This window comes from Vibrio sp. RC2502 (assembly GCF_054850435.1).
This window is the reverse complement of record NZ_CM141453.1, coordinates 928,646-953,333: the sequence shown is the minus strand read 5'-3', so window position 1 is coordinate 953,333 and position 24,688 is coordinate 928,646. Positions and strand designations below refer to the sequence as shown.

Genomic DNA, 24,688 nt, shown 5'->3' with positions numbered 1-24,688 from the left:
AAACGTCAAACGAGTCATTTTATGTGTATGTATTATTTGGAATAAACGACTCGAATAACAAAGAGAAAGAGAGAGTTATAAACGTTCGAAAATTTTCTCTAATTTTTCTTTTAGTGTTGCAGCAGTAAATGGCTTAACAATGTAGCCGTTTACACCTGCTTGAGCAGCTTCGATGATCTGCTCACGCTTCGCTTCAGCCGTGATCATAAGTACAGGAAGGTGCTTAAGCTCTGCATCGGCACGGATGTGTTTAAGCAGATCGATACCTTGCATTCCTGGCATATTCCAGTCGGTTACAACAAAATCGAAGTCACCTTTTTTCAGCATTGGTAATGCAGTTAAACCGTCGTCGGCTTCTTGAGTGTTATTGAAACCCAAGTCACGAAGCAGGTTTTTAACAATACGGCGCATTGTTGAGAAATCGTCAACAATAAGGATCTTCATGTTTTTATTCAAAATTGCCTCCACTGAATCGTAAAATCAGTGTTTTTAGTCATTTTGTGTCCACGCACTGAGCTTGGTGCGTAAACGTTGCATCGCTTGGCTTAGTATTTGGCTTACACGAGATTCGCTTACACCTAATACATCACCAATTTCTTTCAAATTGAGTTCTTCGTCATAATAAAGCGAAAGTACTAAAGCTTCACGCTCTGGAAGCTGTTTTATTGATTCAACCAGTGCTTTTCTGAACGATTCATCTGCTACCCCCTTAAATGGGTTGCTGTCATCAGTTTCATCTGCTGGTGAAATCACATCATCAGAAACGCCTAAATCTTCAATACCAACTAATCTTGAGCAGTTTATATCGGTCAGAGCACTATGATATTGATCCAGTGACATCCCGAGATGTGCTGCTACTTCAGAATCTGTCGGATCACGATTTAACACGCCTTCCAGCTCTGCGACCGCTTGATTAATTTCGCGATTATTCTTATGAACAGAACGCGGTACCCAGTCACCTTTGCGCATGTCATCTAACATGGCGCCACGAATGCGGATACCAGCATAAGTTTCAAAGCTCGCACCTTTAGAACCATCATAATTCTGCTGAGCTTCGATAAGACCGATCATGCCGGCCTGAATTAAATCCTCTACCTGAACACTCGGCGGTAAACGGCCTAACAGGTGGTGAGCAATACGCTTAACCAACACAGAGTAGCGTTCAATGAACGCTTGCTGACTATTAAACTTGCCATGCTGGTCATAGGTTATCGCTTTATTCACCAAAAGGGTCCTCTGCGAATTCGGTACGATTTAGCAACCTTTCCACAAAAAATTCCAAGTGTCCACTTGGTGTTTTCGGCAGTGGCCACATCAGCGCTTTGTTTGCCAATGAGCTGATAGCTAAGGCCGCAGGAGAGCGAGGGAACGCATCAACGACAATTTTTTGTCTTTTTACGGCTTGTCGTACTTTATCATCTAATGGAATACATGCTACGAGCTCAAGGCTTACATTCAAGAACCGCTCTGTGACTAGCGTCAACTTTGCAAACAATTCTCGACCTTCTCGGTAGCTTCTGACCATATTTGCAACAACTTTAAAGCGTTGGACTTGGTGTTCTTTGCTCAAAAGCTTAATTAGTGCATAAGCATCAGTGATAGAAGTCGGTTCGTCACAGACTACGACAACTACATCTTGAGCTGCACGAGAAAAACTAATAACCATATCAGAAATGCCAGCTGCTGTATCAATTAGCAGGATGTCCATTTCATCTTCAAGACTACCAAATGCGCGGATGAGTCCAGCATGTTGAGCATGAGAAAGCTCTGTCATGCTTTGTGTGCCAGAAGTTGCAGGGATTATCTTTATACCATAAGGGCCTTCAACAATCGCATCTTTTAGCTCACATTCACCCGCTAGCACATGTCCCAGGTTACGTTTTGAACGAATTCCGAGCATTACGTCAACATTAGCCAGACCTAGGTCAGCGTCGAGAACCATCACCTTTTTGCCTTGGCGAGCCATGCAGATCGCCAGACCCAGCGTTACGTTAGATTTCCCCACACCACCTTTGCCGCCAGTAACAGCAATCACTTTTGTCAACGATGGTTGTGTTAAGCGACGGAGGCCGCTTGCTTGATCGTGTATCATATTCTCAGTCATAGTAGTCCGCCGCCCTAGAGTCCTTCGTTGTCACTGTTCCAAAAGTGAGGTTCGTTCTCTGTCGACTTCTCTAACAGTTCGTTTGCTTTCGCAAGCATGTATTTTGGTTGTGCTATCACAATGTCTTCAGGCACGCGCTGGCCATTAGCTATGTAAGCCACGGGCATTGCGTTTTGAATCACCACACTAATGAATTCACCTAAACTTAATGACTCATCAAGCTTAGTGAGAATACAACCCGACAGCGGAATGCGTCGGAAGTGATCCAGAGTTTCTTGTAGAACTCGACGTTGTGCGGTAGCTGGCAAAACAAGGTAGCTATGAATCACTTCACCACTCTCTTGCATTAGGGTATCGAGCTGCTCGGAAAGCCTCACATCTCTTTGTCCCATCCCTGCCGTATCGACCAAAATCAGTCTTCTGTTTCTTAGCTGATATATAACATCGGCTAATTCGTTAGAATCTTTAGCAACTCTTACAGGACAACCCATAATTCTCCCGTAAATGGAGAGTTGCTCATGTGCACCTATGCGATATGTATCTGTTGTCACAAGGGCCACATTGTCGGCACCGTATTCCATGGCTGCGCGTGCAGCAAGCTTCGCAACTGTTGTCGTTTTTCCGACGCCTGTAGGGCCAAGCAATGCAACCACACCACCACGTTTTAAAATATCTTGTTTTGGTATGTTAATTTGATCCGCAACGAGTGACAGCAACGCCTTCCACGCACGTGCAGGCTTGGTGTCTTCTGGGATGTAACATGCCATTTGGTCTGCAAGCTCAGGAGAAACGCCCATACGCTCTAAGCGTTTGATAAGCATGGCTCTTAATGGCTCACGACGTTCCACTTCTTGCCACATTAAGCCGGAGACTTGATGTTCCAGCAGACGACGAATCGAAGTCATCTCTTCGCGCATGTTCTCCAGCTCTTTTGCTGACTCGTCACGCTCTTCAGAGGATGGGCGACGACGGTCATAGCGCGTAGGATCTAACTTCGGCGTTGGTCGCTCAAAACGGTTATCTTGAGCAATCAATTTCGCCAAAGGAGAGTCCGGCTGGTATGGCACGGGCTTTTCTTGGTTGTAGCTTTCGCGGTGCTTATTTTGGCGTTGCAATAGGGCTGATAACGAATCTTCGTTTTCCGCAACATGATCGTCAGATTCTGCTGCGCCACCACTGTATTGCTTCAGCATGTTCGCGAATCGCTGTGTCATCGAGCCTGATTTTTCTTTGCTGTTTTGTAGGCTAATTTTATCTTCATCTAAACTGCGATCTTGAAAACGATCGGCCGCTGATGACGACATTTGACGATGTTCGTTATAGCGATTCGATTGAGAAGCACCACGATTTGATTGCGAAGAAGCACTGGATGAAGACGGATTGGATTCATTATCCACTGCAGCAACAATCGCTACACCGCCTGCCACTTTCTTGTTTGACATGATCACCGCGTCTGCACCCAACTCCTCTTTCACTTGGAGCAGCGCTGATCGCATGTCTTTGGCAAAAAATCGCTTTATTTTCAAACTATGAATCCATTAATGATGCGTGAGATTAATTACCCACGGCTTGCACAATTCTGATCTGTTTTTCATCCGGTATTTCTTGATAAGACAGTACCCGGAGATTAGGTATTGTGTTCTTCACAAACTTAGCCAGTGTGGATCGCAACACGCCAGACGTAAGTAGAACGGCAGGTTCGCCCTTCAACTCTTGCTCTTGCGTTGCATGGCTTAGTGAAGACTGCAAACGTTCAGCGAGTCCTGGCTCAATGCCAGCAGATTCGCCTCCCGAGGCTTGCATAGTTTGATGCAATATTTGTTCCAGCTCAGGAATCAGGGTAATCACAGGCAGTTCTGGCTCTATACCATTGATTTCCTGAACAATTAGGCGTTTCAGACTGATTCGAACCGCCGCTGTTAATATGTCAGGTTCTTGACTCTTACTTGAGTACTCAGCCAAGGTTTGTACGATAGTACGAATGTCGCGAATAGGAATGGCTTCATTCAACAAGTTCTGCAACACTTTCACCACCACACCTAATGGGAGTTGATCCGGTACGAAGTTCTCCACCAATTTCGGTGCACTTCGGCCTAGCATCTCCAATAAATTCTGTACTTCTTCATGACCAATCAACTGCGATGCGTTGTTGGTTAATAACTGACTTAGATGCGTTGCCAATACCGTCGATGAATCCACCACGGTATAACCGAGAGCCTGAGCGTGCTCGCGCTGCTCTTCACGAATCCACACGGCTTCTAGGCCGAATGCCGGGTCCATGGTCGGTTCGCCATCAATCATGCCGTAAACCTGACCAGGGTTAATCGCCAATTCTTGGTCTGGGCGAATTTCCGCTTCACCCACCGCAACGCCCATCAGGGTAATTCTGTAGCTGTTTGGCGTCAGCTCAAGGTTGTCGCGAATGTGTACAGCTGGGATCAAGAAACCAAAATCTTGTGAGAGCTTTTTACGAACGCCTTTCACGCGCTCTAATAACTCTCCGCCTTGGTCACGATCCACCAGCGGGATTAATCGATACCCCACTTCTAAACCAATAATATCAACAGGTTGAACGTCATCCCACGACAACTCACGTTGAGAAATCGGCTCGCTGCCATCTTCTGCTTTCGCAGGTAATGCTGGTTCTTTTGCTTTTTGCTTCTGACGCTTGTCAATTAAGTAAGCACCCGCGCCAGCAGCAACGGCCAACGTTAAGAAAGCAAAATGCGGCATGCCCGGTACGATACCCATCACGCCCAAAATTGCCGCCGTGATCATCAACGCTTTCGGATTGTCGAACATTTGGAAAACCAACTGCTCGCCCATGTCTTCATCGGTGTTTTGGCGCGTTACCATCATCGCCGCTGCAATTGACAGCAATAGCGATGGAATTTGAGCAACCAAACCATCACCGATCGTTAGCAAGGTATAGATTTGGATCGCTTCACCAAAGCCTAACCCGTACTGCGCCATACCAATCGACAGACCGCCGATGATGTTGATAAACAGAATCAAAATACCGGCTATCGCATCGCCTTTTACAAACTTAGACGCACCATCCATTGAGCCGTAGAAATCTGCCTCTTTGGTCACTTCAAAACGACGCACGCGCGCTTGCTCTTGGTCGATAAGGCCTGCGTTTAAGTCCGCATCAATCGCCATCTGTTTACCAGGCAACGCATCAAGGGTGAAACGAGCGCTCACCTCAGAAATACGCCCCGCACCTTTGGTCACAACCATAAAGTTAATGATCATCAAGATGAGGAAGACGACTAAACCGACTGCGTAGTTACCGCCAATTACAACGTTACCAAACGCCTCGATAACGTTACCTGCCGCATTGCCCCCTTCATGGCCGTGAAGTAACACGACACGGGTGGACGCAACGTTCAGCGCCAAACGCAACAACGTCGCGATCAGCAGCACCGTTGGGAACGCGGCGAAATCTAACGGACGGCGTGTATATACCGTCACCAACAACACCACCATGGCTAAGGCGATGTTAAAGGTGAAGAACATATCCAGTAGGAACGCGGGTATCGGTAATACCACCATCGCAAGGGTGGCCAAAACCATGACAGGCGCGCCAATAGCTGGCATCTCACGCTGACGAATTCGTGGCAATTTATCTGCAAACGGCAGGCTTAACTTCATACTGCGAGGTATCTCAATCGAATTGAAGCGTCACGCGAATACGCACTTTAATACGTATGTCTAATGTTTATACGCGACCACTTTCGCCTAAAAGTTTAGGTATAGTTGATAATTAGTCGACTTAAGCAATCTATGTACCAAAATCAACGCCAAAATAATGACTCAAAGCTAAATAACAGCACAATCCATTGATTGTTTTATATTTTTCTTAATTTCGCTTGTTGCACGATTAATGACGATGTTCCGGCGGGATTGGCAAGTCATAATCTTGAATTTTCGGTCGCTGACCACCACGTTTTCGGTACTGTTTTAACTGGAACACAAACGCCAGCACTTGCGCGACCGCGGTAAACAGACCGTCAGGAATTTCTTGCTCCAACTCAGTGGTATGGTAAAGCGCACGTGCAAGTGGTGGAGCAGGCACAATCGTAATGTCGTGCTCGCGTGCCACTTCTCGAATTTTCATCGCCATATGATCCGTACCTTTCGCTATCACGACTGGCGCACGATCGGTTTTCTGCTTATAACGCAGCGCCACTGAATAGTGCTCCGGGTTGGTGACAATAACGTCAGCTTGAGGCACATCGGCCATCATCCGGCGTTGTGCCGCTTCCCTTTGCAGCATACGAATACGACCTTTCACCTCTGGCTTACCTTCGGTTTCTTTGTATTCGTCTTTCACTTCTTGCTTGGTCATCTTCAACTGATCAGCGTGCTGCCAAATCTGGAACGGTATATCGATGGCCACAACAATCAATAACGAGCAGCTGATCAACAAGATGAAGTTGAGCAAAATATCCAGCGCGTGGAAAATATTCTGCGGATAAACATCCATACTAAGTTGGATCAAATCTGCTTGCGATGCTTGGATCAAATACATGGCAACACCTGTCACCAACACCACTTTCAAGATCGATTTGATCAGTTCAACCCAACTTTGCATGCCCACCATGCGTTTTAAACCGCTCAGAGGGTTCATTTTGGACAGCTTCGGCATTGCCGCTTCGGCAGAAAAGCTAATGCCCCCAACCCCTGCTGCACCAATCGTCGCCGCCACAAACAACGTGATAAGGATGAGAAACAGTGGAAAAAGCAAATCTGTCATTGCGCCTAATGCGATATCAAACAGCTTTGTAGTATCGAAGATTTCGTCACGTTTGAGGTCGAACAAACGACTCATAATGGAAAACAGCGAACGTGCGAGTGACTCGCCAAACCACATCAGAGCGATAGCCCCCACAATCAGCACTGACGCCGATGCGAGCTCTTTTGAGCGTGCGACCTGCCCCTTCTCTCTGGCTTGTTGTAACCGTCGGGGCGTGGCTTCTTCGGTGCGTTCCTGACCGTCTGACTCTGCCAAACCAGCCTCCTAACAATCCAAGCGAATGAGGCTACAAATCTGCTCCTCACCCAATGCCCAATACAATTCATAATGACTGTATAGACCAGCCAAGATGTACCAGCAAATCAATAGACCCACCATCAATGCAAACGCAAAGCCGAGCGAGAAAATGTTCAGCTGAGGCGCGGCACGCGTCATTACACCAAACGACAAGTTGATAGTAAGCAGCGCGATGATGCCTGATAGCGACATACTCAGAGCAGTTTTGAACATAATGCCAAGCCAACCCGCCATATCACGAAAATCCACCGCGGTAAGCGTGCCCGACCCTATCGGTAGGGTTTTAAAGCTGAACACCACTAGTTGCAGCATTTTTAAGTGACCATCGGTTGCGAGGAAAAACATGGTGGTCAAGAACATGAATAATTGACCAAGCAATGGCGTGTTCTGACCATTGGCAGGATCGACCATCGACGCAAAACCCAAGCTCGATTGCATACCAAGGATTTGCCCGAGCAACACAAACGTTTGGATCATAAATTGCGTCACCATGCCCATCGCGACGCCAATGATCATCTGCTCTGCGATGGTCATAAAACCACGAAATGAGAGCAGTTGAATGTCTTGCGGAACGGCAGGAATAGCGGGCATCACGGCAAAAGTAATCGCAAGGCCGAGATACAAACGAATACGAGGAGAAACAAAGCGAGCGCCAGTAACGGTCATTACCATCAACATCGACGAGATACGAACGTACGGCCAAAAATAATTGGCTATCCAGTCTAAGATGATTTGAGTGGGATACTCCATACCAGCCTCTAGTACAGAACCTGAGGCAAGCGCTCAATCAAGCCGAAGAAATATTCCATCAGCATTTGGGTCATCCAGTGACCAAACAGCATCAAAGCTAACAAAGTCACGATCAAACGAGGTAAGAAGCTTAACGTCTGTTCGTTAATTGACGTCGCGGCTTGAAAAATCGCCACGACCAAACCGATGAGCAAACTGGGGATAATAATGGCACAGACCATGATCAACACCATCCACAGTGCTTCACGGAAAAGCTCGACAAACATTTCAGGAGTCATGTCTTACCTCTTTTCTCTGTGCCAATCTAAAGGGCGAAACTGCCGGCTAAGGTCGACAATATCAAGTTCCAACCATCCACCAACACAAACAGCATCAACTTAAACGGTAGCGATACAATCATTGGCGATAGCATCATCATACCCATGGCCATCAAAACCGATGCCACCACCAAGTCGATGATCAAGAACGGCAGAAACAACATAAAACCGATTTGGAACGCCGTTTTCAGCTCCGAGGTGATAAAAGCGGGAATCAACACCGCCATCGACACATCTTCTGGATTGGTTACTTGCTCGCCCGACATATTTACGAAGGTTTCCAAATCCTTAATGCGCGTTTGCTTAAGCATGAAGGCCTTCATCGGCACTTGCGCTGCATCGAATGCTTCGCGCGCTGTCACTTGTTCGTTGAGGTATGGCTGGATAGCCGTGTCATTGATTTCGTTGAGCACAGGAGACATGACAAAGAAGGTCAAGAAAAGCGCGATGCCAATGATCACCTGATTCGATGGTGTTTGTTGTAAGCCCATCGCCTGACGCAGAATCGACATTACCACCACAATTCGGGTGAAAGACGTCATCAAAATCACCATTGCTGGCAAGAAGCCCAGCATGGTCATTAAGGCGAGAATTTGCAACGTAACAGAATAGTCTTCACTGCCATCCGGATTGGTGGTCATGGTGAAAGCTGGAATACCAGCACCGTTGCCAACCGACATAGAGCGACTGGCTCCGGTATCGCTTTGCATGGCCTGAACCGTCACACTGCTCCCTTCTGCTAAATTCGCAGGCAGCGGTGATTCCTCTGCCTCAGCAAACGAAAATGAAGAAAACAGCACGCCAACCAGTAGCACCAAAGTGCTAAAAAGCAGACGGATTGGATTACCCTTTGTCATTTTTCTTGATCAGTTGGCTGAACTGACTGGCAAAAGCATTGGTCGCCAACTCTTCCTCTTTCAATGGCTTTTCTAGCTTGGCTAAGGTTTGGATCGATTGACTGGTGATGCCCACCAAAAACTGCTCTTCTCCAACCTGAACCACAGCGATTCGCTCTTTGGTGCCGACAGGTAATTGGCTCACGATGCGTAAACCTTTTTGCTGCCCTAACGCCGGCACTTGCATGCGTTTAAGCAACCATGCCAACAGCAAAATGACACCAATAACCAGCACAAGTGAACCCAAGGTGGTCGCTAAATCGAGATTACTTGGTGCAGCCGCAAATGCATAAGGAGCACTCAGCATTAAACCGAGTGCTCCTGTGATTTGCTTCAATCTCTTTGTGATTGAACTTGTCATATTAACGCAGCTTTTTGATGCGTTCAGTTTGGCTGATCACATCAGTCAAACGGATACCAAACTTGTCGTTCACTACCACGACTTCGCCGTGCGCAATCAACGTACCGTTAACCAATACATCAAGCGATTCACCCGCTAGGCGGTCTAGCTCTACGACCGAACCTTGGTTCAATTGTAATAGGTTACGAATGCTGATTTGCGAACGTCCCACTTCCATCGAGATGGTAACGGGAATGTCCATGATGGTATCGAGTTTACGACGTTCATCGTCGGTAATTGGTCGAGAAGTATCTTTCAGCTCTTCCAGTGGCGCTGCCAATACTTCATCTACATCAATAGAAGGTGCAGACGGGTCTTCGCCAAGAGCGGCTGCCCATTCGTCTGCTAGCTTTTGATCGTCACTTGGTTCCATTTTTCTATCCTGTGTTAAGCCTTACTCAATCAAATCAACGAGTAAGGAGTCTTAATCATCTCTATCATCGTCATTCTCAAGCTCAGACATGATGTCTTTGCCCAAGAAGGCTAAATCAGTTTTCACTACGTGTGGTCGTTCAATCTCTTGAGAGACTTGCACTGCAAGCTTGTCTTCAGAGCGACCCATTTTTACGCGGTAAGTCGGTAAATCTTCGATGAACATGGTTGCGTGCTCAGGCATTTCAATCGGAATAATGTCGCCTGGTTGCAGCTCCATCAAATCGCGCAACGATATGTCTTTTTCCAGCAAGTTCACTCGGAAGTTTACCGGACAGTCCATGATCTCTTCGCGCAGCGCTGAACTCCAACGTACGTCGGTTTCCATCTTGTCCGACTGAACACCAGCATCGAGCAACTCGCGGATTGGCTCGACCATGGAATACGGCATTACGACATGGAAGTCACCGCCACCGCCATCCACTTCAATATGGAATGAGCTCACGACAATCACTTCGGTTGGGCTCACGATGTTTGCCATGCTTGGGTTTACTTCAGAATCGAGGTATTCAAACTCGACACCCATGACTGGCGACCACGCTTCTTTGTAGTCTTCAAATACGATTTTCAGCAGTAGCTGGATAATGCGACGCTCAGTTGGCGTAAATTCACGGCCTTCGATTTTGGCGTGGAAGCGGCCATCGCCACCAAAGAAGTTTTCTACCAGAATGAAGACAAGACGCGCTTCCATGGTAATCAATGCCGTACCTTTAAGAGGACGGAAGCGAACCATGTTCAAACTGGTTGGCACGTACAACGTATTTTGGTACTCGCCAAACTTCATCATCTGTACGCCGTTGATCGACACTTCGGCCGTTTTGCGCAGCATGTTAAACAGACTGATCCGCATGTGTCGTGCAAAACGCTCGTTAATCAGTTCGAGCGTTGGCATTCGACCACGGACAATCCTGTCTTGAGACGAGAAATCGAAACTGACGGCACCTTCCGTGTCGTTATCTAAGGGCTCATCAATGTCATCAACATCATCAACCCCGTGCAGTAGCGCATCAATTTCGTCTTGGCTTAATAGATCGGTCACGTTTTACCTATTGAATAACAAAATCTGTAAACAGTACTTTTTCAATCACTGGCTTGCCGACCGCAGCATTTAAAGCTGCTTTAATATCTTCGGAAGCTCGGTCTCGCAGTTCCACTCGACCCGTTGGAGAACGAAGCTGCTCTACCGTTGCCGATGCAAATGTTGATAACAAAGAGCTCTCAACCAACGGAGAATGGTAACGCGCCAACTGCTCATTCTCAGAGCCACGTACCATAAGCTGCGCTTTGATTTGCACCAGTCGATCGCGACGGTCACCCGTCACGTTAAAAATGAACGGTTGCGGAAGATTCACGTACGCAATTGGGTTAGCCGCTGCGGCCTGTGTTTGCTGTGACTCTGCCTCTGCGGCTTGAGCCGAATCATCCGATCCCATTAAAAAGAACGCCGCCGCGCCACCACCACCGAGCAGAACCACGACTGCAATAATGATGATCAGTAGCTTGCTTTTACCTTTTGGTGCATCGGCACCTTGTAGCTGTTCTTCTGCCATTGTTTTCTCTAATTATTTGTTCTTGTTCAAGATGGTTGAGGTTACGACATTAGGCGTAAAAACTAATTCCATCACGCTTTGAAACCACATTCAAATCAAGATTCACGTCGGCATCAAAGTTTTCGTCTGACTGGCCAGAAAAACCGCGTCCAGACGTGCCTTGGCCATTTTGTTCAGCCGCTGCGTAACCACTTTGCTGTTGTCCACTGCTTTGCTGCTGAACCGAGGAATCCGCCAGTTGCATCCCTTGTTGAGCCAACATTTCACGTAGACGAGGCAACGTTTGTTCAATAATGTCACGCGCTTGTGGGTTGGTAACCGTAAAATGCACGTTGGCCAAATCGTTGTTCATCGTCATGCGAATTTGCATACGGCCAAGCTCTGGTGGGTCAAGTCGGATGTCGAGGTTCTTCAAGTTCTTCGACATCATCATTTGTACTTTTTCCGCCACTTGCTCATTAGCGAGCTCTTTTGTTAATTGCAGAGGCAGTTGTGCTTGCTGAGCAGCTTCCGTTCGGGTTTGCTGTTGGGCTGTTACGCCTTGTTGACCTGCTGCCGCTTGCAGCTGTCCTGCTAATCCGTATTGCGACTCTGGCTTATCTTGCTGGCTCGCCGTAGCTTTCAACGCACCTGCACTTAACGCGGCATTGATCGCTTTGTGGCTCACTTCCCCATTAGCAGTCATTTGAACTGCTGGGTTGAAATTATTCGCCACCAGCGCATCCGGCATTGGTGCGGACGCAAGTTTATCGGCATGTTGAGCCATTGGCGCTTGCGCAGCGACGTGCTTCATCTCTTGCGCGTTCACGTATTGTGCTTGTTGCCCCATCGCGACTGCAGCGGCTGTTCGTTCGCTGCCGTTTCGTACATTGTTATGCTGCGTTGTATTTTGTTCCGCAAGAATGGCTTTCACGTCCGTTGGCAGCGCAACCAACTGGGCTAGCTCTTGCTCAGGAATATCCGCGACGACGTCACCCGTTCTCAAACCTTCAATGACATCGATTTCTTGTTCGCTCAGAGGTTTGCCTTGCGCCAACTTGGTATCGATGACTTCCAGCTCATCAATTGAAACCAGCTGAACCGCCTTACCTTCAAAGCCGACCGTCGCAGGGTCAAGTGACACCGAACCATCCAATGCACCTAAGGTGTTCGCCTGAGCTTGTTGCATTGCTGAAGCATCCATTACAGGAGGTGCAGTCAGGTTTTGCCATTCAGTTGATTGAGATTGTAGCTTCTCAATATCAATCGGCTTTCCATTGGCATCTAAGATTGGTTCCAGTTGCTGCTCGGCCGCCAAATTCACTTGCTCAACAGAAGGCGTCGATTGCAACGCTGCTAGCGCTTTTGCGTCATCTGTTTCGACCAGTTTCGACACTGGAGCAGAGAAAGAGGTTGCTTGCGTCGTCTGTAGAGGCAAACCCTTGCCGCTATCAACAAAAGCATCATTGGTTTGCAATGCTTGATTCGCTTGTTCAATCCGACCGAGTAGTTGCTGACCTTCTCCCATCGCACTGGCCACCGCTATCTTATCTTGCGAGTCTGTGTTCTGAGCGCTTTGTTTTGAATCCAACAGAGCCTCTGACTCCATTGGCGACAAAGCTTGCTTCGCTACGACGGGGGCTTTACCTTCTTCTTGAAGTGATTCCGAAGTTTGCTCTGATTCGTCAGTAACGGCTTTTGCGCCTTCATGCTCTAGCAATGCATCAGCCGCTTTTCCGTCGACACTCTCACGGTTCGCGACTGATTCTTGGCTCTCGCCATTCTTCTCGACCGTTTCACCTTCTGTGGCGTTAACGTCGGTCTTTGCATCTGTACTTGCTGTGTGAGTGACCGCTTTTTCTGCTTTTTGTGAACCTGTAAAAACTCCCGCTAAGGTTTCAAAAAAACCTTTGCTTTCAGAGCTTTCTGTAGGTGCTTTTGCGGAAGACTCAGAAACCGAGGTCTTGCTAGTCGCAGAAACATTAGACAAATTCACATTCATAAAAACTTTCTCGTTTTTAGCTACGCCTTTTTATGGCGTGACCAGATTGCCCATCAGAGGCAAAATTAGATAATTAAACCATGAATTTGCAAAAATCACGCCAACGCATAAGGCTATTTTCCTGACGAACAACGCACACGAAAAGAGTGGAAGCGAGATCAACTTCAACAAAAATTAGAACGGCTTGGCCTTACGGCTAAACAACAGCGTGGAAAACTCATCCATTTGCTTTTGCTCACGTTTGGCTTCCGCGATTTGCTTTTCTTTCGCTTTCTTTTCGATCATCCACTCGTAAGACATGCGTTCTTGGCGCATCTTGAGCCAGTAGTCTTTGCAGTTTTCGACTTGTTCTTTGAAGTGATGCTCTGCTTGCTTTTGCTTTGATAGTGTCTCGTCAAGCTGACATAAGAATCGGTTGAGATGCCCGTATTGGCTGGCGGTTAAACCCGCTTGGCCACGATCTACCAACTGCTGGCAGTAATCGAGACGATATTTTTCGATTTGCTCAACCTGACGGTAATAGTCTTCAAGCTCAGAGCGCGCTTTGTTCAGCGCAAGTACGGCTTGGTCTTCGCGCTCTTTGGTCTGCTCAAGTAGGAATTCCATAGCATTATTCATACGCTATTACCCACCCAAAATATTTCTGAGCATATTGACGCACATGTCGTATGGCACCGATTCTTTCATACGCTGCTGCAAGTATTCGTCTAGCTTCGGCTTTAATGTAAATGCGCCATCGATAGCCGGATCGGTGCCCGGCTTGTACGCACCAATCGACACCAAATCTTGATTTTTGCGACAAATAGACAAGACCTGACGTACCGCCTTCGACATCAACACATGTTCTTCGGTGGTGATCTGAGGCATCACACGGCTGACCGATTTCTCGACGTCAATCGCAGGGTAATGACCCGCGTCTGCCATTTCACGCGACAAAACAATGTGACCATCGAGAATGGCACGAGACGCATCGGCGATCGGGTCTTGCAGATCGTCACCTTCAGTTAAAACGGTAAAGAAAGCGGTGATCGAGCCTTGCTCTGGGCTGCCATTACCCGCACGTTCCACCAGCGCAGGCAGCTTGGCAAATACCGAAGGCGGATAACCTTTGGTGGCTGGCGGTTCACCAACCGACAAGGCAATCTCACGCTGCGCTTGAGCAAAACGGGTCAGTGAATCCATCAGCAACAGCACATCCAAACCTTGGTCGCGGAAGTACTCGGCAATCGTAAGTGCCGTTTGACACCCCTTCAAACGCATCAACGGAGATGCATCAGCTGGTGCAGCCACCACAACTGAGCGACGACGTCCGTCTTCGCCTAAAATCTCTTCAATAAATTCTTTAACTTCGCGTCCACGTTCACCAATCAGACCTACCACCACCACTTGCGCCGTAGTGCCTCGTGTCATCATGCCTAGCGTGACCGATTTACCCACACCAGAACCCGCAAACAAGCCAATACGCTGGCCTTTGCCTACCGTCAACAAACCGTTGATCGCTTTTAAGCCAACATCGAGTGGTTCAGATATCGGTTTTCGTGCCAGTGGGTTGATGGGTTCCGCATTAAATGACGCACGGTGCTCAGTGTAAATCGGGCCAAGTCCATCCAGCGGATTACCCACGCCATCAATAACGCGGCCAAGCAGCTCCATACCGACAGGCAAACCTGCTTCGCTGGTAAGTGGCGTCACTTTTGCACCGGGCAAAATACCGGTGATTTGCTCACTCGGCATCAAATACAAGTTGTCACCAGAAAACCCAACTACTTCGGCTTCCATGTGACCAGACATGGTTTCAACCAAACATAGACTGCCGATCGGCGCACGACAGCCCGTTGCTTCTAAGGTCAAACCAACAACGCGCACTAATTTGCCAGAAGCGACCGGGCGCGTGGTTAAGCCTTCGACTTTGTAGTTTTTGAGACGATCGGCCAAAGCTTGCATGGATTACTCACCCTCTTGGTGACGGTTCGCGCCACAAAAGCTGTGCAGCACACTCTTGATGCGCTCTTCCATGCGGTAGTTAATGCTCGATTCGCCTGCTTCGATTTGCACATCGCCACGATTAAGTGATGGCTCAGAAACCAGTGTCCAGTTACGGCAATCTAAATCTTCTTCACCATACGCAGAGCGAATGATGGCAACATCTTCAGGGTTGAGATGCAATGTGATTGGATGGCCAGAAATCGGCAGCGCTTCTACCGACTGCTTAACCGTATCGAGAATAATTTGTGGATTGGTTTGAACCTCGACATGCACCACTTCTTTGACTAAGCACAGCACCATGTCCACCAGTTGCTTCTCTACCTGAGCATTCATCAGCTCCAAAGGTTGAGCAAACTGGTTGGCGAGATTCATAAACACTTCAACCTGCTGTTGAATAAACTCTTGGCCAGCAGAAACGCCTTCTGCTTTACCCAGCTCTAAACCCTCGGCATGGCCTGCTTGCAAGCCTTCTTCTTTGCCTTTGTCGTACCCTTGCTTAAAGCCAGCTTCTTGACCTTGGTACAAACCTTCTTGATAAGCGCCTTGCTTGATCAGTTCGATCTGTTCTTCTGTCAGTTCAAGAGCTTGTTCTTCTTCTGGCTCGTCAAAGTTTGGCACCCAGCTAGGATCGTAGTTAAACGCAGTCTGTTTGGCTTTTTTTTCCTTTGAATCGCCATAGTCGGGTAAACCCCAACGTTGCGGTTCGATCAGCGCATCATCTTCATCAGGACGGATAAATCCACGTTTTCTATCGCCAGCCATGGGTTACCTACTGTGTATTAGATTTGAAGTGAAGGTGCCCCGCGACAAGAAGGTCGCAGGGCTATAGAGATTATAAGAACTCGTCTGCGCCGCCAGAAAGCATGATTTCACCAGCGTCGGCCATACGACGAGCAATCGCCAGGATTTCTTTCTGCGCCGCTTCTACGTCTGCCACACGCACTGGTGGCATCGCTTCGATGTCGTCACGCATCATCTCAGCGGCACGCTTAGACATGTTCTTGAAGACTTTCTCACGTAGAGAATCATCGGCACCTTTGAGTGCTTTTTGTAGAACGTCTTGCGGTACATCACGCAGCAATTTCTGAATACCTTGGTCGTCCACTTCGACCAAGTTCTCGAAGACGAACATAAGATCTTGGATTTGCGTCGCCATGTCTTCGTCTTGGTCGCGGATTTGTTCCATCAAGATACCTTCGACGTTGTTGTCTAGGTAGTTCATGATCTCGGCTGCTGCCTTCAGGCCGCCAATTTTGGCTGCTTGTGCACCCGCTTGACCCGCGAACTGCTTCTCCATGATCTCGTTTAGCTCTGCCAATGCTGATGGCTGAACCTCTTCAAGGTTGGCAATACGCATCATCAGATCCAAACGCACACGCTCTGGGAACTGAGAAAGAATTTCCGCCGATTGATCCGCTTCCAAGTACGACAATACGATGGTTTGAATTTGCGGGTGTTCGTTGACAATAATGCTTGCCACTTGGCGTGGGTCCATCCATTTCAATGAATCCAGACCTTTCGAACCGGTACCCAGCAGAATTTGATCAACCAAGTTGTTCGCTTTGTCTTCACCCAGCGCGGCCACCAAGGCATTACGCATAAAGTCTTCGCTGCCCATACCAATGTTGGTGTATTTCTGGATATCTTCCAAAAACGTACGGTGCACCGCCGATACTTTCTCTTGGCTTAAATCTTTAGCACGCGCCATTGCACTACCAACGCGCTGTACTTGCTTCGGTTCTAAATGACGGATGATGCCAGCCGCATCTTGCTCATTCAGACTTAATAACAAAATGGCCGCTTTCTCTTCACCAGTAATGGTGGAGGCATCAAACTCAACTGGCATGCCTGCGCCGTTTTCATCTTGAGGTACGATATCGTTAGCCATTTTCGTTCATCCAGTTTTTCACAACTTGAGCCGCTAGCTCTGGTTCGTTCGCTACAAGTGCACGAACCGCTTTCAGTACGTCTTCATCTTTATGAAGGTTAGGCAGATCGATACTTGAACCAAATTCAAACAGCTCACTGCTTTCAATGTCGCTACCAATTAGGCTGGTTTCGCCATCGGCACCAATTGGCAAGCCGTCTGGGCCGTACATTTCATCGTCGTCATCACCAGCTGGGTTAAGCAGTTTCTTCATTGCAGGGCGAACCAGTACAAGCACAACCACGATGATAACTAAAGCGCTGGCGAACCAACGAACCCAATCGTTGAAGTTCGGGTGTTCCCAAATCGGTTGGTCAACAAGCTGCTCGGTTTCTGGCTCGGCAAACTTGACGCTCAATACGTTAAGTAAATCACCACGAGATTGATCAAAGCCGACGGTGCCAATCAACACCTGACGAATCGCGTTGATTTCACCTTCCGACATTGGTGTGTAAGTCACTTCACCTGTATCTGGATTAACTTGGCGACGGTCTTTGATGGCAACTGAAACAGTTTGGCGCGCCACGGTGCCCGTTTGCTTACGCTCATGGCTAATCGTGGTGTCTAGCTCGAAGTTGCGGGTCGATTCTTTACGTACAGAGCCTTGCCCCATTACCGAGCCGTCTTTCATTTGCGCGACGTCTTGCGGAATAGAAGCATCCGCCGGAGGCTGATTACTAAGCGCACCCGGAATGCCTGCTACCATGTTGCCGTTGTTGTAATCTTCTAGCGCGTACTCGCTGCGGGTCGATGGCGTATTTGGGTCGAAACGTTTACGAGTTTGCTCAACCGCACTGAAATCCATTTGGATATCCACTTGCGCGGTGTAGTTACCAAAACCAAGAATAGGCAACAGAACAGAGTCGATTTTTTCACGCAATGCTTGTTCTTGGCTGCGTTCTAACTCTTGCTCTTTACGACGCGCGGCAGACGCCGGATCTTGCGAACCAGAGCTCAACAAACGTCCATGCTGATCCGTGACGGTAATGCGCGATGTCTTCATGCCTGGAACAGCACTCGCGACCATATCGACAATCGAGTCCACTTCTTGCTGCTTGAGGTTGGCGCCTGTCGATAGCGTCAAAAATACTGAGGCGGAAGCTTCTTGGTTATGACGCACAAACACACTGTGTTTCGGCAACGCCAATAACACTCGCGCTTTGCGAACCTGCTTCATTTCTTCAATGGCTTGAGCTAGCTGACGCTCACGGCTGAGCTTAAGACGTTCCTGCTCTAAGCGCTGAGAAACGCCAAAGCCCATGTCTTGCAGCAGAATGTCATCACCCGCTTCGGTCGCTTGATTGACGCCCGAACGCACCATGCCTAATTTGATTGAGTTGTACTCGCTCGACTCCACCGAAACGGTATTACCATCGAGTTTGTAATTGATTTTTTGCTGGTCAAGGTAATCCAGAACAGGGATCAGTTCTTCAGTGTCGTAAGCGCCAAGCGGACGCATTTCTGGTTCTTTTACCCAGAAGAACAACATCACGATTAACGCAACACAGATAGAGATCGATAGCACAAGCACGACCTGTCGAAGCAAATCGAGGTCGCCCACGGCCATATCGAATTTTGATGCACTGCGCTCTTCTAAATCTGGATTTTGACTTTCCACATCCATATCGGAGCTAGAAACCAGTGCGCCATCTGAGCCGCCATCAGTGACGGTTAAATCTGTAGACTTGTCTGCCACACTTATTACCTAAATTACACTGGCATGTTCATGAGGTCTTTGTAGGCCTCAACGAGCTTATTGCGGATTTGAACAGTGGCTTCAAAAGCAACACTGGATTTGTTACGAGCAATCATGACGTCAGATAAGGAAACATCGGCATCACCACGATCAAAACGCGTTTGTAGATCGCCAGATGATTTTTGAAGTGAGTTCACGTTATTGATGGCTTTGGTTAGGAGATCATTGAAATCTGCACCCACTTTCGCACCCGTTCCTGTCGGAGTGGTGTTGGTCGCTTCAACCATCATGGCGCGCATTTCGGCCTGAATACCATCAACTTTCATTATCACCTCTGAGCCAAAAGTTTGACTATCTATTTAAACTAAATATTGACACAGCAATTTATGTGCCATAAGACGCCAGCAGTATAGTTTACTCACACTTTTGTCTTATGGCTACGCGTGTGAAACCTAACTCGGAATATCTATACCCGCGTCACGCATTTTGGCAAGTTTGTAGCGCAGAGTACGTGGGCTTATGCCCAATTTCTCTGCCATTTCTTTGCGTCGGCCATTACATTCCACCAAGGTTTCTAGAATGATTGCGTACTCTTGATCGCGCAGCTCGCCACCCAACCCCTCGCCGCCAGTGTTAACGCGGTTGACGGATTCAGCTTGAGCAACAGGCTTGACATCAGGGACCAATGTTTCTGCACTTTGCACAACGTATTGCAAGCTGTTGGCATCTTGCCAATCCACACCTTCTAACAAGATGTGCTCTGCACCGATATCGCCGTTTTCACTCAAAATCAGCGCGCGTTGTACAACGTTATCCAGCTCTCGAACATTACCTGGCCATGGGTACTGCAATAGTTTTTCCACTGCAACTGGCGAGAACTGAGGAACAGGCATACCCATTTTGCTACAGTGACGCTCGGCAAGATGCTTCGCAAGTGGCGCAATGTCCCCTTTACGCTCATTCAGCGCTGGCCATGCGATTGGGAACACATTCAGGCGGTAGTACAAGTCTTCACGGAAATTACCTTCCGACACATACTGTTTGAGATCACGGTTACTGGTCGCTAGCACACGAACATCTAGCTTGATGCTCTTACGGCTACCAAGACGCTCTACTTCGCGCTCTTGCAAAACACGCAATAACTTCGCTTGCAGGTTTAAGTCCATCTCGCTGATTTCATCAAGTAAGATTGTGCCGCCTTGCGCTTGCTCGAACTTACCCGGACACGCCTGAACAGCACCAGTGAATGCACCTTTTTCGTAACCGAATAGCGTCGCTTCCAGCATGTTGTCAGGAATCGCCGCACAGTTAATCGCAACGAATGGGCCGTCTTTACGGTTTGATGCTTTGTGAATGTAACGCGACATCACTTCTTTACCCGAACCACTTGGGCCTAAGATCATCACGTTCGCATCAGTGCGAGCCACTTTGTCTGCCAAAGCAAGTAAGCGCAGACTCTTTTCATCAGCAACGACAGCATCACCGTTGTCATCACTTTTGATAGGAGCATAACGGCTTACCATATTAAGCAGCACTTCTGGTGCAAATGGTTTCGCCATGTAATCAATCGCGCCATCTTTCATTGCAGAAACGGCATCTTCGATATTGGCGTAAGCCGTCATTAGCAGCACTGGTAAGTTCGGCCAATTTTGTTTGATGTTACGCAGCAGCGCTAAGCCACCCATACCTGCCATTTGCACGTCAGATACCACGATATCAACCGCATTTGATTTCAGCTTTACTAATGCGTCTTCTGCACTATCGGCTTCTAACCATTCATACCCTGCCAGAGCCAGAGTATCCACGAGGGCTTCACGAAGACCTTCGTCGTCTTCTACGATCAGCACTTTGCTTTGCGCCATTCTGATTCTCCAGTAATTGTCATTACCAGAAGCCGCTTATTGCGCTTCTGATTGCACTCGCTCCAGCGGAATGCACATGGTGAAGCAGGCTCCATCACCCTGCTCTGAAATAAGTTCCAATCGGCCGTCATGGGCACGGCAAACCATTTGAACGACAGCCAGCCCTAACCCGGTTCCTTGAGAACGCGTGGTAAAAAATGGCTCCATAATTTTGGCCTGTAGTTCTTGTGGTACACCCGGGCCGCTGTCTTGCACAGAAATGCGCAGTTCACCGTTCACCGGGCGGAAAAAGATGTCGATTTGCGACTCTTTGCCTGACATTTGAATCGCGTTCATCACCAAGTTACTCAGTGCAGAGGCGATAGCATTCGCGTTGCCAAGCAGTTCGGTCTGTTCTTCTTCTACTTCGAGGAAGTAATCAATGTTGTTGTTTTTAAGAGCGGTTTCGACCATTGGTTGGTATTCAGCAACCAATTGAGCAATCGTAAATGGCTTAATGACTTTATTATCACCACCTTTGGCAAAAAGCAGCATATCATTAACCTGCTTCTCCAAATCGTGCAGTCGATCCATTAATTTACTTTGGAAGCGCTCTCTCGTCGCTGGCGGAAGATTAGGCGCGCCCAAATTAGAGGCGTACAACATTGCGCTCGACAGCGGCGTTCTTACTTGATGCGCTAGCGATGCAACCATACGCCCTAATGAAGAAAGACGTTGTAGATCACTCACACGAGCTTGCAGTAAACGGGTTTCGGTTAAGTCGGTGATGAGGATCAGTTGCCCTGTCGCGGAGGCAGAAATCGCCAAACGCACTTTGCGACCATTACGCAGTGACACTTCGTGGCCATCATCTTCACGCGGATCAAAAGCCGCTTGAATGATGTTGAACCATTTCTCGTTAACCAGTGGGATTTCTAGAATTCGGTGCGCCTCGGGGTTGGCTTCTCGCACAACACCATACGTGTCGAGCAAAATAACCCCAGCGGGCATCACATCCAATACCTGCTTATAGCGCTCAACTTGGTTTTCTACTGAGTCTAAATGGGATTGGTTGGTGTTATTGTCCATTCACTGCCTGTCGAAATATCGCCACTAAAAAGTAAAATAGCTTGGTAAGCAATTAGCGTACCAAGCTATTTTTTATATTTATCATGACGTTATGTTATCGACAATAAGTTGACACCGAGAAATGTCTGATTTTAATGTCAGAAAAGATAACTTTTGTGATTAAACTGAAGCTCGATCTAACGCTGCAAATTATACTTGCGCATTTTCTCAACCAACGTTGTACGGCGCATACCCAGCATATCTGCAGCCCTTGCAACGACCCCACCTTGCGCTTCTAACGCTTGGCTGATCATGTTGACTTCCAAATCTGCTAATAGCTCTTTTAGGTTCACCCCTTCTGGTGGCAACGCTTGAGGCGCATTCATGTTGTGATCCAGATCGCTTTGCTCGTCAAAGCTGAAATCTTCCGAGAAGATGTCTTGGAACACATCGCGTTCTTGCTCTTCAATCGAAGTGAACGGATTACCTTCAGGTTGGAACTCTGGAATATCACTGTAGCGATATTTCGTCGGAAGATGGTTCACATCAACCAGACTGTTTGGGTACAAAATGATCATGCGCTCAACAAGGTTAGCTAACTCGCGCACGTTACCCGGCCAGTGGTGTTCCATCAAAGAGTTGATCGCACGCGGCGTGAAACAGATTGGCTGGCCGCCTTCGGCTTCCAGACGTGTCATCAGCTCCTGCAATAACAATGGGATATCTTGCTTACGCTCTTTTAGCGCTGGCATTTCGATTGGGAAAACGTTCAAACGATAGAACAAATCTTCACGGAACGTGCCTTCTTCGATCATGCTTTCCAAATTACGGTGTGTCGCAGCGACCACACGCACGTTGACTTTGATTGTCGAGTTTCCGCCAACTCGCTCAAAACAACGCTCTTGAAGTACACGCAATAGCTTCACTTGCATCGACATTGGCATGTCACCAATCTCATCAAGGAAGATCGTGCCACCGTCTGCTAATTCAAATCGACCTTTACGCGCCGTTAACGCACCAGTAAACGCGCCTTTTTCGTGGCCAAACAATTCGCTTTCGAGTAGCTCCGGTGGGATTGCACCACAGTTAATTGGCACAAACGCACCATTGCGGTATGACGAATGGTAGTGAATGTTACGTGCTACCACTTCTTTACCCGTACCCGATTCACCAAGGATCAAGACATTGGCTTCTGTACCCGATACTTGCTCAATAAGATGACGAACTTCTTGAATACCGCGACTCTGCCCTACTAAGCTACGAAACAGCGTGTTTTTACGCGCACTAGCAACAACATTGACCCCTTTACGGCCAAGAAAATCTTTGCAGTGACGTAACGCTTCACTAAGCTGTGGGTAATTTAGCGGTTGCTCTAATTCGCCAACAAAGTTTGGGAGATCGTCCACAGGCAAAGGAAAGCTGCCCAAGACAAGAAGTGGGATATGGTATGCATCGTTGAGACGAGCCATCACGGCAGTTGCCGCTCGACCTGCTGAGATATTGCCAACGATACAGCCTGACCATACGCTAGACCAATCAACATCGCCTAGCTGTTCAGAACTGACAGCTTCGCAACTTTCTCCAACAAATTCCAATATATTGCTTAAATTCAAACGACTTGATGCGTCATCATCAATTACAAGCAGCTTTGCCAAACCTTGCATAAGTAAGAATGATTGCCTTTATTTTAGGTGCGTTGCGGCCAAACCTGGATTTGCGCAATTGGGTGCTAAAGAAGGCGGAAACACCACACTCAATTTACGATCGACAAAATAGGAAAATCAGCAACAAAAAAAGCCATTAGGGCTACTAATGGCTTCTATTTTATTTGAATATGAAAATAAGGCAACCAAGCAATATAGAGGTGTGAGCTCGATTGTAACTTTCATGCGCAACTTGTTGCTAATGCAGTCTTAATGTTTTAAGTCGATCCTAAAGCATTGTTTTGATTATTAAATGCCGACTTCTGCTGCCGTCAAGTTGTGGAACTCTGTTGGGATCTGATCCCAAGCGGATTTAATCTCACGAATAATGTCAATAACGTCGTCGATCGGCTGTGGATCATTCTGGTGGTTTGCCGCAGAAATCTGCGTGATCATAAACTCATACAATGAATCTAAGTTTGAAGCGATGTCACCACCATCTTCCATCGACAAACAGCTGCGTAGCGCAATAATAATGTCGAGTGCTTTACCTAAACGCTCGCCTTTTGCTGGGATATTGCCTGCTTGCATGGCTGCTTTGCCTTGAATAAGGCGCTCAATTGCACCAGCCATAAGCATTTGAATGACTTTGTGCGGAGAAGCCGCGCTCAGCTGGCTGTCGACTGATACTTTTTTGTATGCTTGCAAAGAACCGCGCATAGTAATCCTCTTTTAAATAAATTTTTTGTACTGCTGAAGCGAACGTTGGCCATAACGGAATTTGTGAAGCTCTTTTCCGACCTTTGACGTTTCTGATTGCATCAGCTCGACAATTCTTTTGGTACGAGTCAGCAAGTCTTGCCACTCTGCATCCTGCTTTACCAAGGGATTTTGTTGAATAATTGGTAACAGGTTTTGCAATAACCGTTCCCTGATATCGACCAAGCGAAGAATTTCTTCAGTATTAAAGTCAACTTTTTCCAGCTCTTGCGTAATTAGTTGATCTATATCACTAATTTCTATGAGTTCATTCTGCATTTA

25 protein-coding genes are annotated in these 24,688 nt (G+C 47.6%); all 25 read right to left on the bottom strand.

Annotated features, from left to right (window positions below):
* Positions 1 to 75 precede the first annotated feature (75 nt).
* The 25 genes from cheY to ACYJZR_RS04380 all read right to left on the bottom strand — a co-directional run bounded on the left by cheY (position 76) and on the right by ACYJZR_RS04380 (position 24,685).
* A complete protein-coding gene (gene cheY, locus ACYJZR_RS04500; protein ID WP_021451399.1) occupies positions 76 to 444 on the bottom strand; it encodes a chemotaxis response regulator CheY in 369 nt (122 codons plus the stop codon).
* Between the two features lie 45 nt (positions 445 to 489).
* Complete coding sequence (locus tag ACYJZR_RS04495; protein WP_005457739.1) at positions 490 to 1,224, bottom strand: RNA polymerase sigma factor FliA; 735 nt, start codon at positions 1,222 to 1,224, stop codon at positions 490 to 492.
* A complete protein-coding gene (locus ACYJZR_RS04490; protein ID WP_005457698.1) occupies positions 1,217 to 2,104 on the bottom strand; it encodes a MinD/ParA family protein in 888 nt (295 codons plus the stop codon). Before ACYJZR_RS04490 ends, ACYJZR_RS04495 begins: the two co-directional genes overlap by 8 nt.
* Before the next feature lie 14 nt (positions 2,105 to 2,118).
* Positions 2,119 to 3,630 carry a flagellar biosynthesis protein FlhF gene (gene flhF / locus ACYJZR_RS04485; RefSeq protein ID WP_005457694.1) on the bottom strand — a complete coding sequence of 504 codons (1,512 nt, stop codon included), beginning with the start codon at positions 3,628 to 3,630 and terminating at the stop codon, positions 2,119 to 2,121.
* Between the two features lie 28 nt (positions 3,631 to 3,658).
* Positions 3,659 to 5,758, bottom strand: a complete 2,100-nt coding sequence (gene flhA, locus ACYJZR_RS04480) for a flagellar biosynthesis protein FlhA (RefSeq protein ID WP_005457662.1) — start codon at positions 5,756 to 5,758, stop codon at positions 3,659 to 3,661.
* Between the two features lie 229 nt (positions 5,759 to 5,987).
* Positions 5,988 to 7,118, bottom strand: coding sequence for a flagellar biosynthesis protein FlhB (flhB, locus tag ACYJZR_RS04475; RefSeq protein ID WP_005457645.1), 1,131 nt, complete (start codon positions 7,116 to 7,118; stop codon positions 5,988 to 5,990).
* Positions 7,119 to 7,127: 9 nt separating this feature from the next.
* Positions 7,128 to 7,910 (bottom strand): flagellar biosynthetic protein FliR, encoded by a 783-nt coding sequence (gene fliR, locus ACYJZR_RS04470; protein WP_005481059.1) that lies wholly within the window; start codon positions 7,908 to 7,910, stop codon positions 7,128 to 7,130.
* An 8-nt stretch (positions 7,911 to 7,918) separates the two neighbouring features.
* Positions 7,919 to 8,188: a flagellar biosynthesis protein FliQ gene (gene fliQ / locus ACYJZR_RS04465; RefSeq protein WP_005457784.1), complete on the bottom strand. Its 270-nt coding sequence runs from the start codon at positions 8,186 to 8,188 to the stop codon at positions 7,919 to 7,921.
* A 26-nt stretch (positions 8,189 to 8,214) separates the two neighbouring features.
* Complete coding sequence (gene fliP / locus ACYJZR_RS04460; protein WP_005494365.1) at positions 8,215 to 9,084, bottom strand: flagellar type III secretion system pore protein FliP; 870 nt, start codon at positions 9,082 to 9,084, stop codon at positions 8,215 to 8,217.
* A complete protein-coding gene (gene fliO, locus ACYJZR_RS04455; protein WP_005457659.1) occupies positions 9,071 to 9,484 on the bottom strand; it encodes a flagellar biosynthetic protein FliO in 414 nt (137 codons plus the stop codon). Before fliO ends, fliP begins: the two co-directional genes overlap by 14 nt.
* Before the next feature lies 1 nt (position 9,485).
* Positions 9,486 to 9,896 carry a flagellar motor switch protein FliN gene (gene fliN, locus ACYJZR_RS04450; RefSeq protein ID WP_005457660.1) on the bottom strand — a complete coding sequence of 137 codons (411 nt, stop codon included), beginning with the start codon at positions 9,894 to 9,896 and terminating at the stop codon, positions 9,486 to 9,488.
* Between the two features lie 51 nt (positions 9,897 to 9,947).
* Positions 9,948 to 10,994, bottom strand: coding sequence for a flagellar motor switch protein FliM (fliM, locus tag ACYJZR_RS04445; protein ID WP_005457756.1), 1,047 nt, complete (start codon positions 10,992 to 10,994; stop codon positions 9,948 to 9,950).
* Between the two features lie 7 nt (positions 10,995 to 11,001).
* Entirely contained in the window at positions 11,002 to 11,505 is a 504-nt protein-coding gene (gene fliL / locus ACYJZR_RS04440) for a flagellar basal body-associated protein FliL (RefSeq protein ID WP_005457696.1), read from the bottom strand.
* 49 nt (positions 11,506 to 11,554) lie between these two features.
* Positions 11,555 to 13,486 carry a flagellar hook-length control protein FliK gene (locus ACYJZR_RS04435; protein WP_406966072.1) on the bottom strand — a complete coding sequence of 644 codons (1,932 nt, stop codon included), beginning with the start codon at positions 13,484 to 13,486 and terminating at the stop codon, positions 11,555 to 11,557.
* 174 nt (positions 13,487 to 13,660) lie between these two features.
* Positions 13,661 to 14,104 (bottom strand): flagellar export protein FliJ, encoded by a 444-nt coding sequence (fliJ, locus tag ACYJZR_RS04430; RefSeq protein WP_005457733.1) that lies wholly within the window; start codon positions 14,102 to 14,104, stop codon positions 13,661 to 13,663.
* A 6-nt stretch (positions 14,105 to 14,110) separates the two neighbouring features.
* Positions 14,111 to 15,430 (bottom strand): flagellar protein export ATPase FliI, encoded by a 1,320-nt coding sequence (gene fliI, locus ACYJZR_RS04425; protein ID WP_005457757.1) that lies wholly within the window; start codon positions 15,428 to 15,430, stop codon positions 14,111 to 14,113.
* Positions 15,431 to 15,433: 3 nt separating this feature from the next.
* Complete coding sequence (gene fliH / locus ACYJZR_RS04420) at positions 15,434 to 16,234, bottom strand: flagellar assembly protein FliH (protein ID WP_005457705.1); 801 nt, start codon at positions 16,232 to 16,234, stop codon at positions 15,434 to 15,436.
* 70 nt (positions 16,235 to 16,304) lie between these two features.
* A complete protein-coding gene (gene fliG / locus ACYJZR_RS04415; RefSeq protein ID WP_005457745.1) occupies positions 16,305 to 17,360 on the bottom strand; it encodes a flagellar motor switch protein FliG in 1,056 nt (351 codons plus the stop codon).
* On the bottom strand, positions 17,353 to 19,095 hold the full coding sequence (gene fliF, locus ACYJZR_RS04410) for a flagellar basal-body MS-ring/collar protein FliF (RefSeq protein WP_005457713.1): 1,743 nt from the start codon (positions 19,093 to 19,095) through the stop codon (positions 17,353 to 17,355). The genes fliG and fliF overlap by 8 nt, the downstream gene beginning before the upstream one ends.
* Positions 19,096 to 19,109: 14 nt before the next feature.
* Positions 19,110 to 19,421 carry a flagellar hook-basal body complex protein FliE gene (fliE, locus tag ACYJZR_RS04405; protein ID WP_005457685.1) on the bottom strand — a complete coding sequence of 104 codons (312 nt, stop codon included), beginning with the start codon at positions 19,419 to 19,421 and terminating at the stop codon, positions 19,110 to 19,112.
* A gap of 126 nt (positions 19,422 to 19,547) precedes the next feature.
* Positions 19,548 to 20,957: a sigma-54-dependent transcriptional regulator gene (locus ACYJZR_RS04400; RefSeq protein WP_005457658.1), complete on the bottom strand. Its 1,410-nt coding sequence runs from the start codon at positions 20,955 to 20,957 to the stop codon at positions 19,548 to 19,550.
* A 36-nt stretch (positions 20,958 to 20,993) separates the two neighbouring features.
* Entirely contained in the window at positions 20,994 to 22,025 is a 1,032-nt protein-coding gene (locus tag ACYJZR_RS04395) for a sensor histidine kinase (protein WP_005457625.1), read from the bottom strand.
* 176 nt (positions 22,026 to 22,201) lie between these two features.
* Positions 22,202 to 23,668: a sigma-54 dependent transcriptional regulator gene (locus ACYJZR_RS04390; protein ID WP_029847860.1), complete on the bottom strand. Its 1,467-nt coding sequence runs from the start codon at positions 23,666 to 23,668 to the stop codon at positions 22,202 to 22,204.
* A gap of 288 nt (positions 23,669 to 23,956) precedes the next feature.
* Positions 23,957 to 24,367: a flagellar export chaperone FliS gene (gene fliS, locus ACYJZR_RS04385; protein ID WP_005433081.1), complete on the bottom strand. Its 411-nt coding sequence runs from the start codon at positions 24,365 to 24,367 to the stop codon at positions 23,957 to 23,959.
* Between the two features lie 12 nt (positions 24,368 to 24,379).
* Entirely contained in the window at positions 24,380 to 24,685 is a 306-nt protein-coding gene (locus tag ACYJZR_RS04380) for a flagellar protein FliT (protein ID WP_005457717.1), read from the bottom strand.
* Positions 24,686 to 24,688 lie beyond the last annotated feature (3 nt).

What these genes read in the sequence shown, in the direction of transcription:
- cheY (WP_021451399.1), bottom strand. Translation starts at nt 444, where the DNA reads ATGAAGATCCTTATTGTTGACGATTTCTCAACAATGCGCCGTATTGTT.
- ACYJZR_RS04490 (WP_005457698.1), bottom strand. Translation starts at nt 2,104, where the DNA reads ATGACTGAGAATATGATACACGATCAAGCAAGCGGCCTCCGTCGCTTA.
- flhA (WP_005457662.1), bottom strand. Translation starts at nt 5,758, where the DNA reads ATGAAGTTAAGCCTGCCGTTTGCAGATAAATTGCCACGAATTCGTCAG.
- fliR (WP_005481059.1), bottom strand. Translation starts at nt 7,910, where the DNA reads ATGGAGTATCCCACTCAAATCATCTTAGACTGGATAGCCAATTATTTT.
- fliQ (WP_005457784.1), bottom strand. Translation starts at nt 8,188, where the DNA reads ATGACTCCTGAAATGTTTGTCGAGCTTTTCCGTGAAGCACTGTGGATG.
- fliP (WP_005494365.1), bottom strand. Translation starts at nt 9,084, where the DNA reads ATGACAAAGGGTAATCCAATCCGTCTGCTTTTTAGCACTTTGGTGCTA.
- fliO (WP_005457659.1), bottom strand. Translation starts at nt 9,484, where the DNA reads ATGACAAGTTCAATCACAAAGAGATTGAAGCAAATCACAGGAGCACTC.
- fliN (WP_005457660.1), bottom strand. Translation starts at nt 9,896, where the DNA reads ATGGAACCAAGTGACGATCAAAAGCTAGCAGACGAATGGGCAGCCGCT.
- fliL (WP_005457696.1), bottom strand. Translation starts at nt 11,505, where the DNA reads ATGGCAGAAGAACAGCTACAAGGTGCCGATGCACCAAAAGGTAAAAGC.
- ACYJZR_RS04435 (WP_406966072.1), bottom strand. Translation starts at nt 13,486, where the DNA reads ATGAATGTGAATTTGTCTAATGTTTCTGCGACTAGCAAGACCTCGGTT.
- fliJ (WP_005457733.1), bottom strand. Translation starts at nt 14,104, where the DNA reads ATGAATAATGCTATGGAATTCCTACTTGAGCAGACCAAAGAGCGCGAA.
- fliI (WP_005457757.1), bottom strand. Translation starts at nt 15,430, where the DNA reads ATGCAAGCTTTGGCCGATCGTCTCAAAAACTACAAAGTCGAAGGCTTA.
- fliH (WP_005457705.1), bottom strand. Translation starts at nt 16,234, where the DNA reads ATGGCTGGCGATAGAAAACGTGGATTTATCCGTCCTGATGAAGATGAT.
- fliG (WP_005457745.1), bottom strand. Translation starts at nt 17,360, where the DNA reads ATGGCTAACGATATCGTACCTCAAGATGAAAACGGCGCAGGCATGCCA.
- fliE (WP_005457685.1), bottom strand. Translation starts at nt 19,421, where the DNA reads ATGAAAGTTGATGGTATTCAGGCCGAAATGCGCGCCATGATGGTTGAA.
- ACYJZR_RS04400 (WP_005457658.1), bottom strand. Translation starts at nt 20,957, where the DNA reads ATGGCGCAAAGCAAAGTGCTGATCGTAGAAGACGACGAAGGTCTTCGT.
- ACYJZR_RS04395 (WP_005457625.1), bottom strand. Translation starts at nt 22,025, where the DNA reads ATGGACAATAACACCAACCAATCCCATTTAGACTCAGTAGAAAACCAA.
- ACYJZR_RS04390 (WP_029847860.1), bottom strand. Translation starts at nt 23,668, where the DNA reads ATGCAAGGTTTGGCAAAGCTGCTTGTAATTGATGATGACGCATCAAGT.
- fliS (WP_005433081.1), bottom strand. Translation starts at nt 24,367, where the DNA reads ATGCGCGGTTCTTTGCAAGCATACAAAAAAGTATCAGTCGACAGCCAG.
- ACYJZR_RS04380 (WP_005457717.1), bottom strand. Translation starts at nt 24,685, where the DNA reads ATGCAGAATGAACTCATAGAAATTAGTGATATAGATCAACTAATTACG.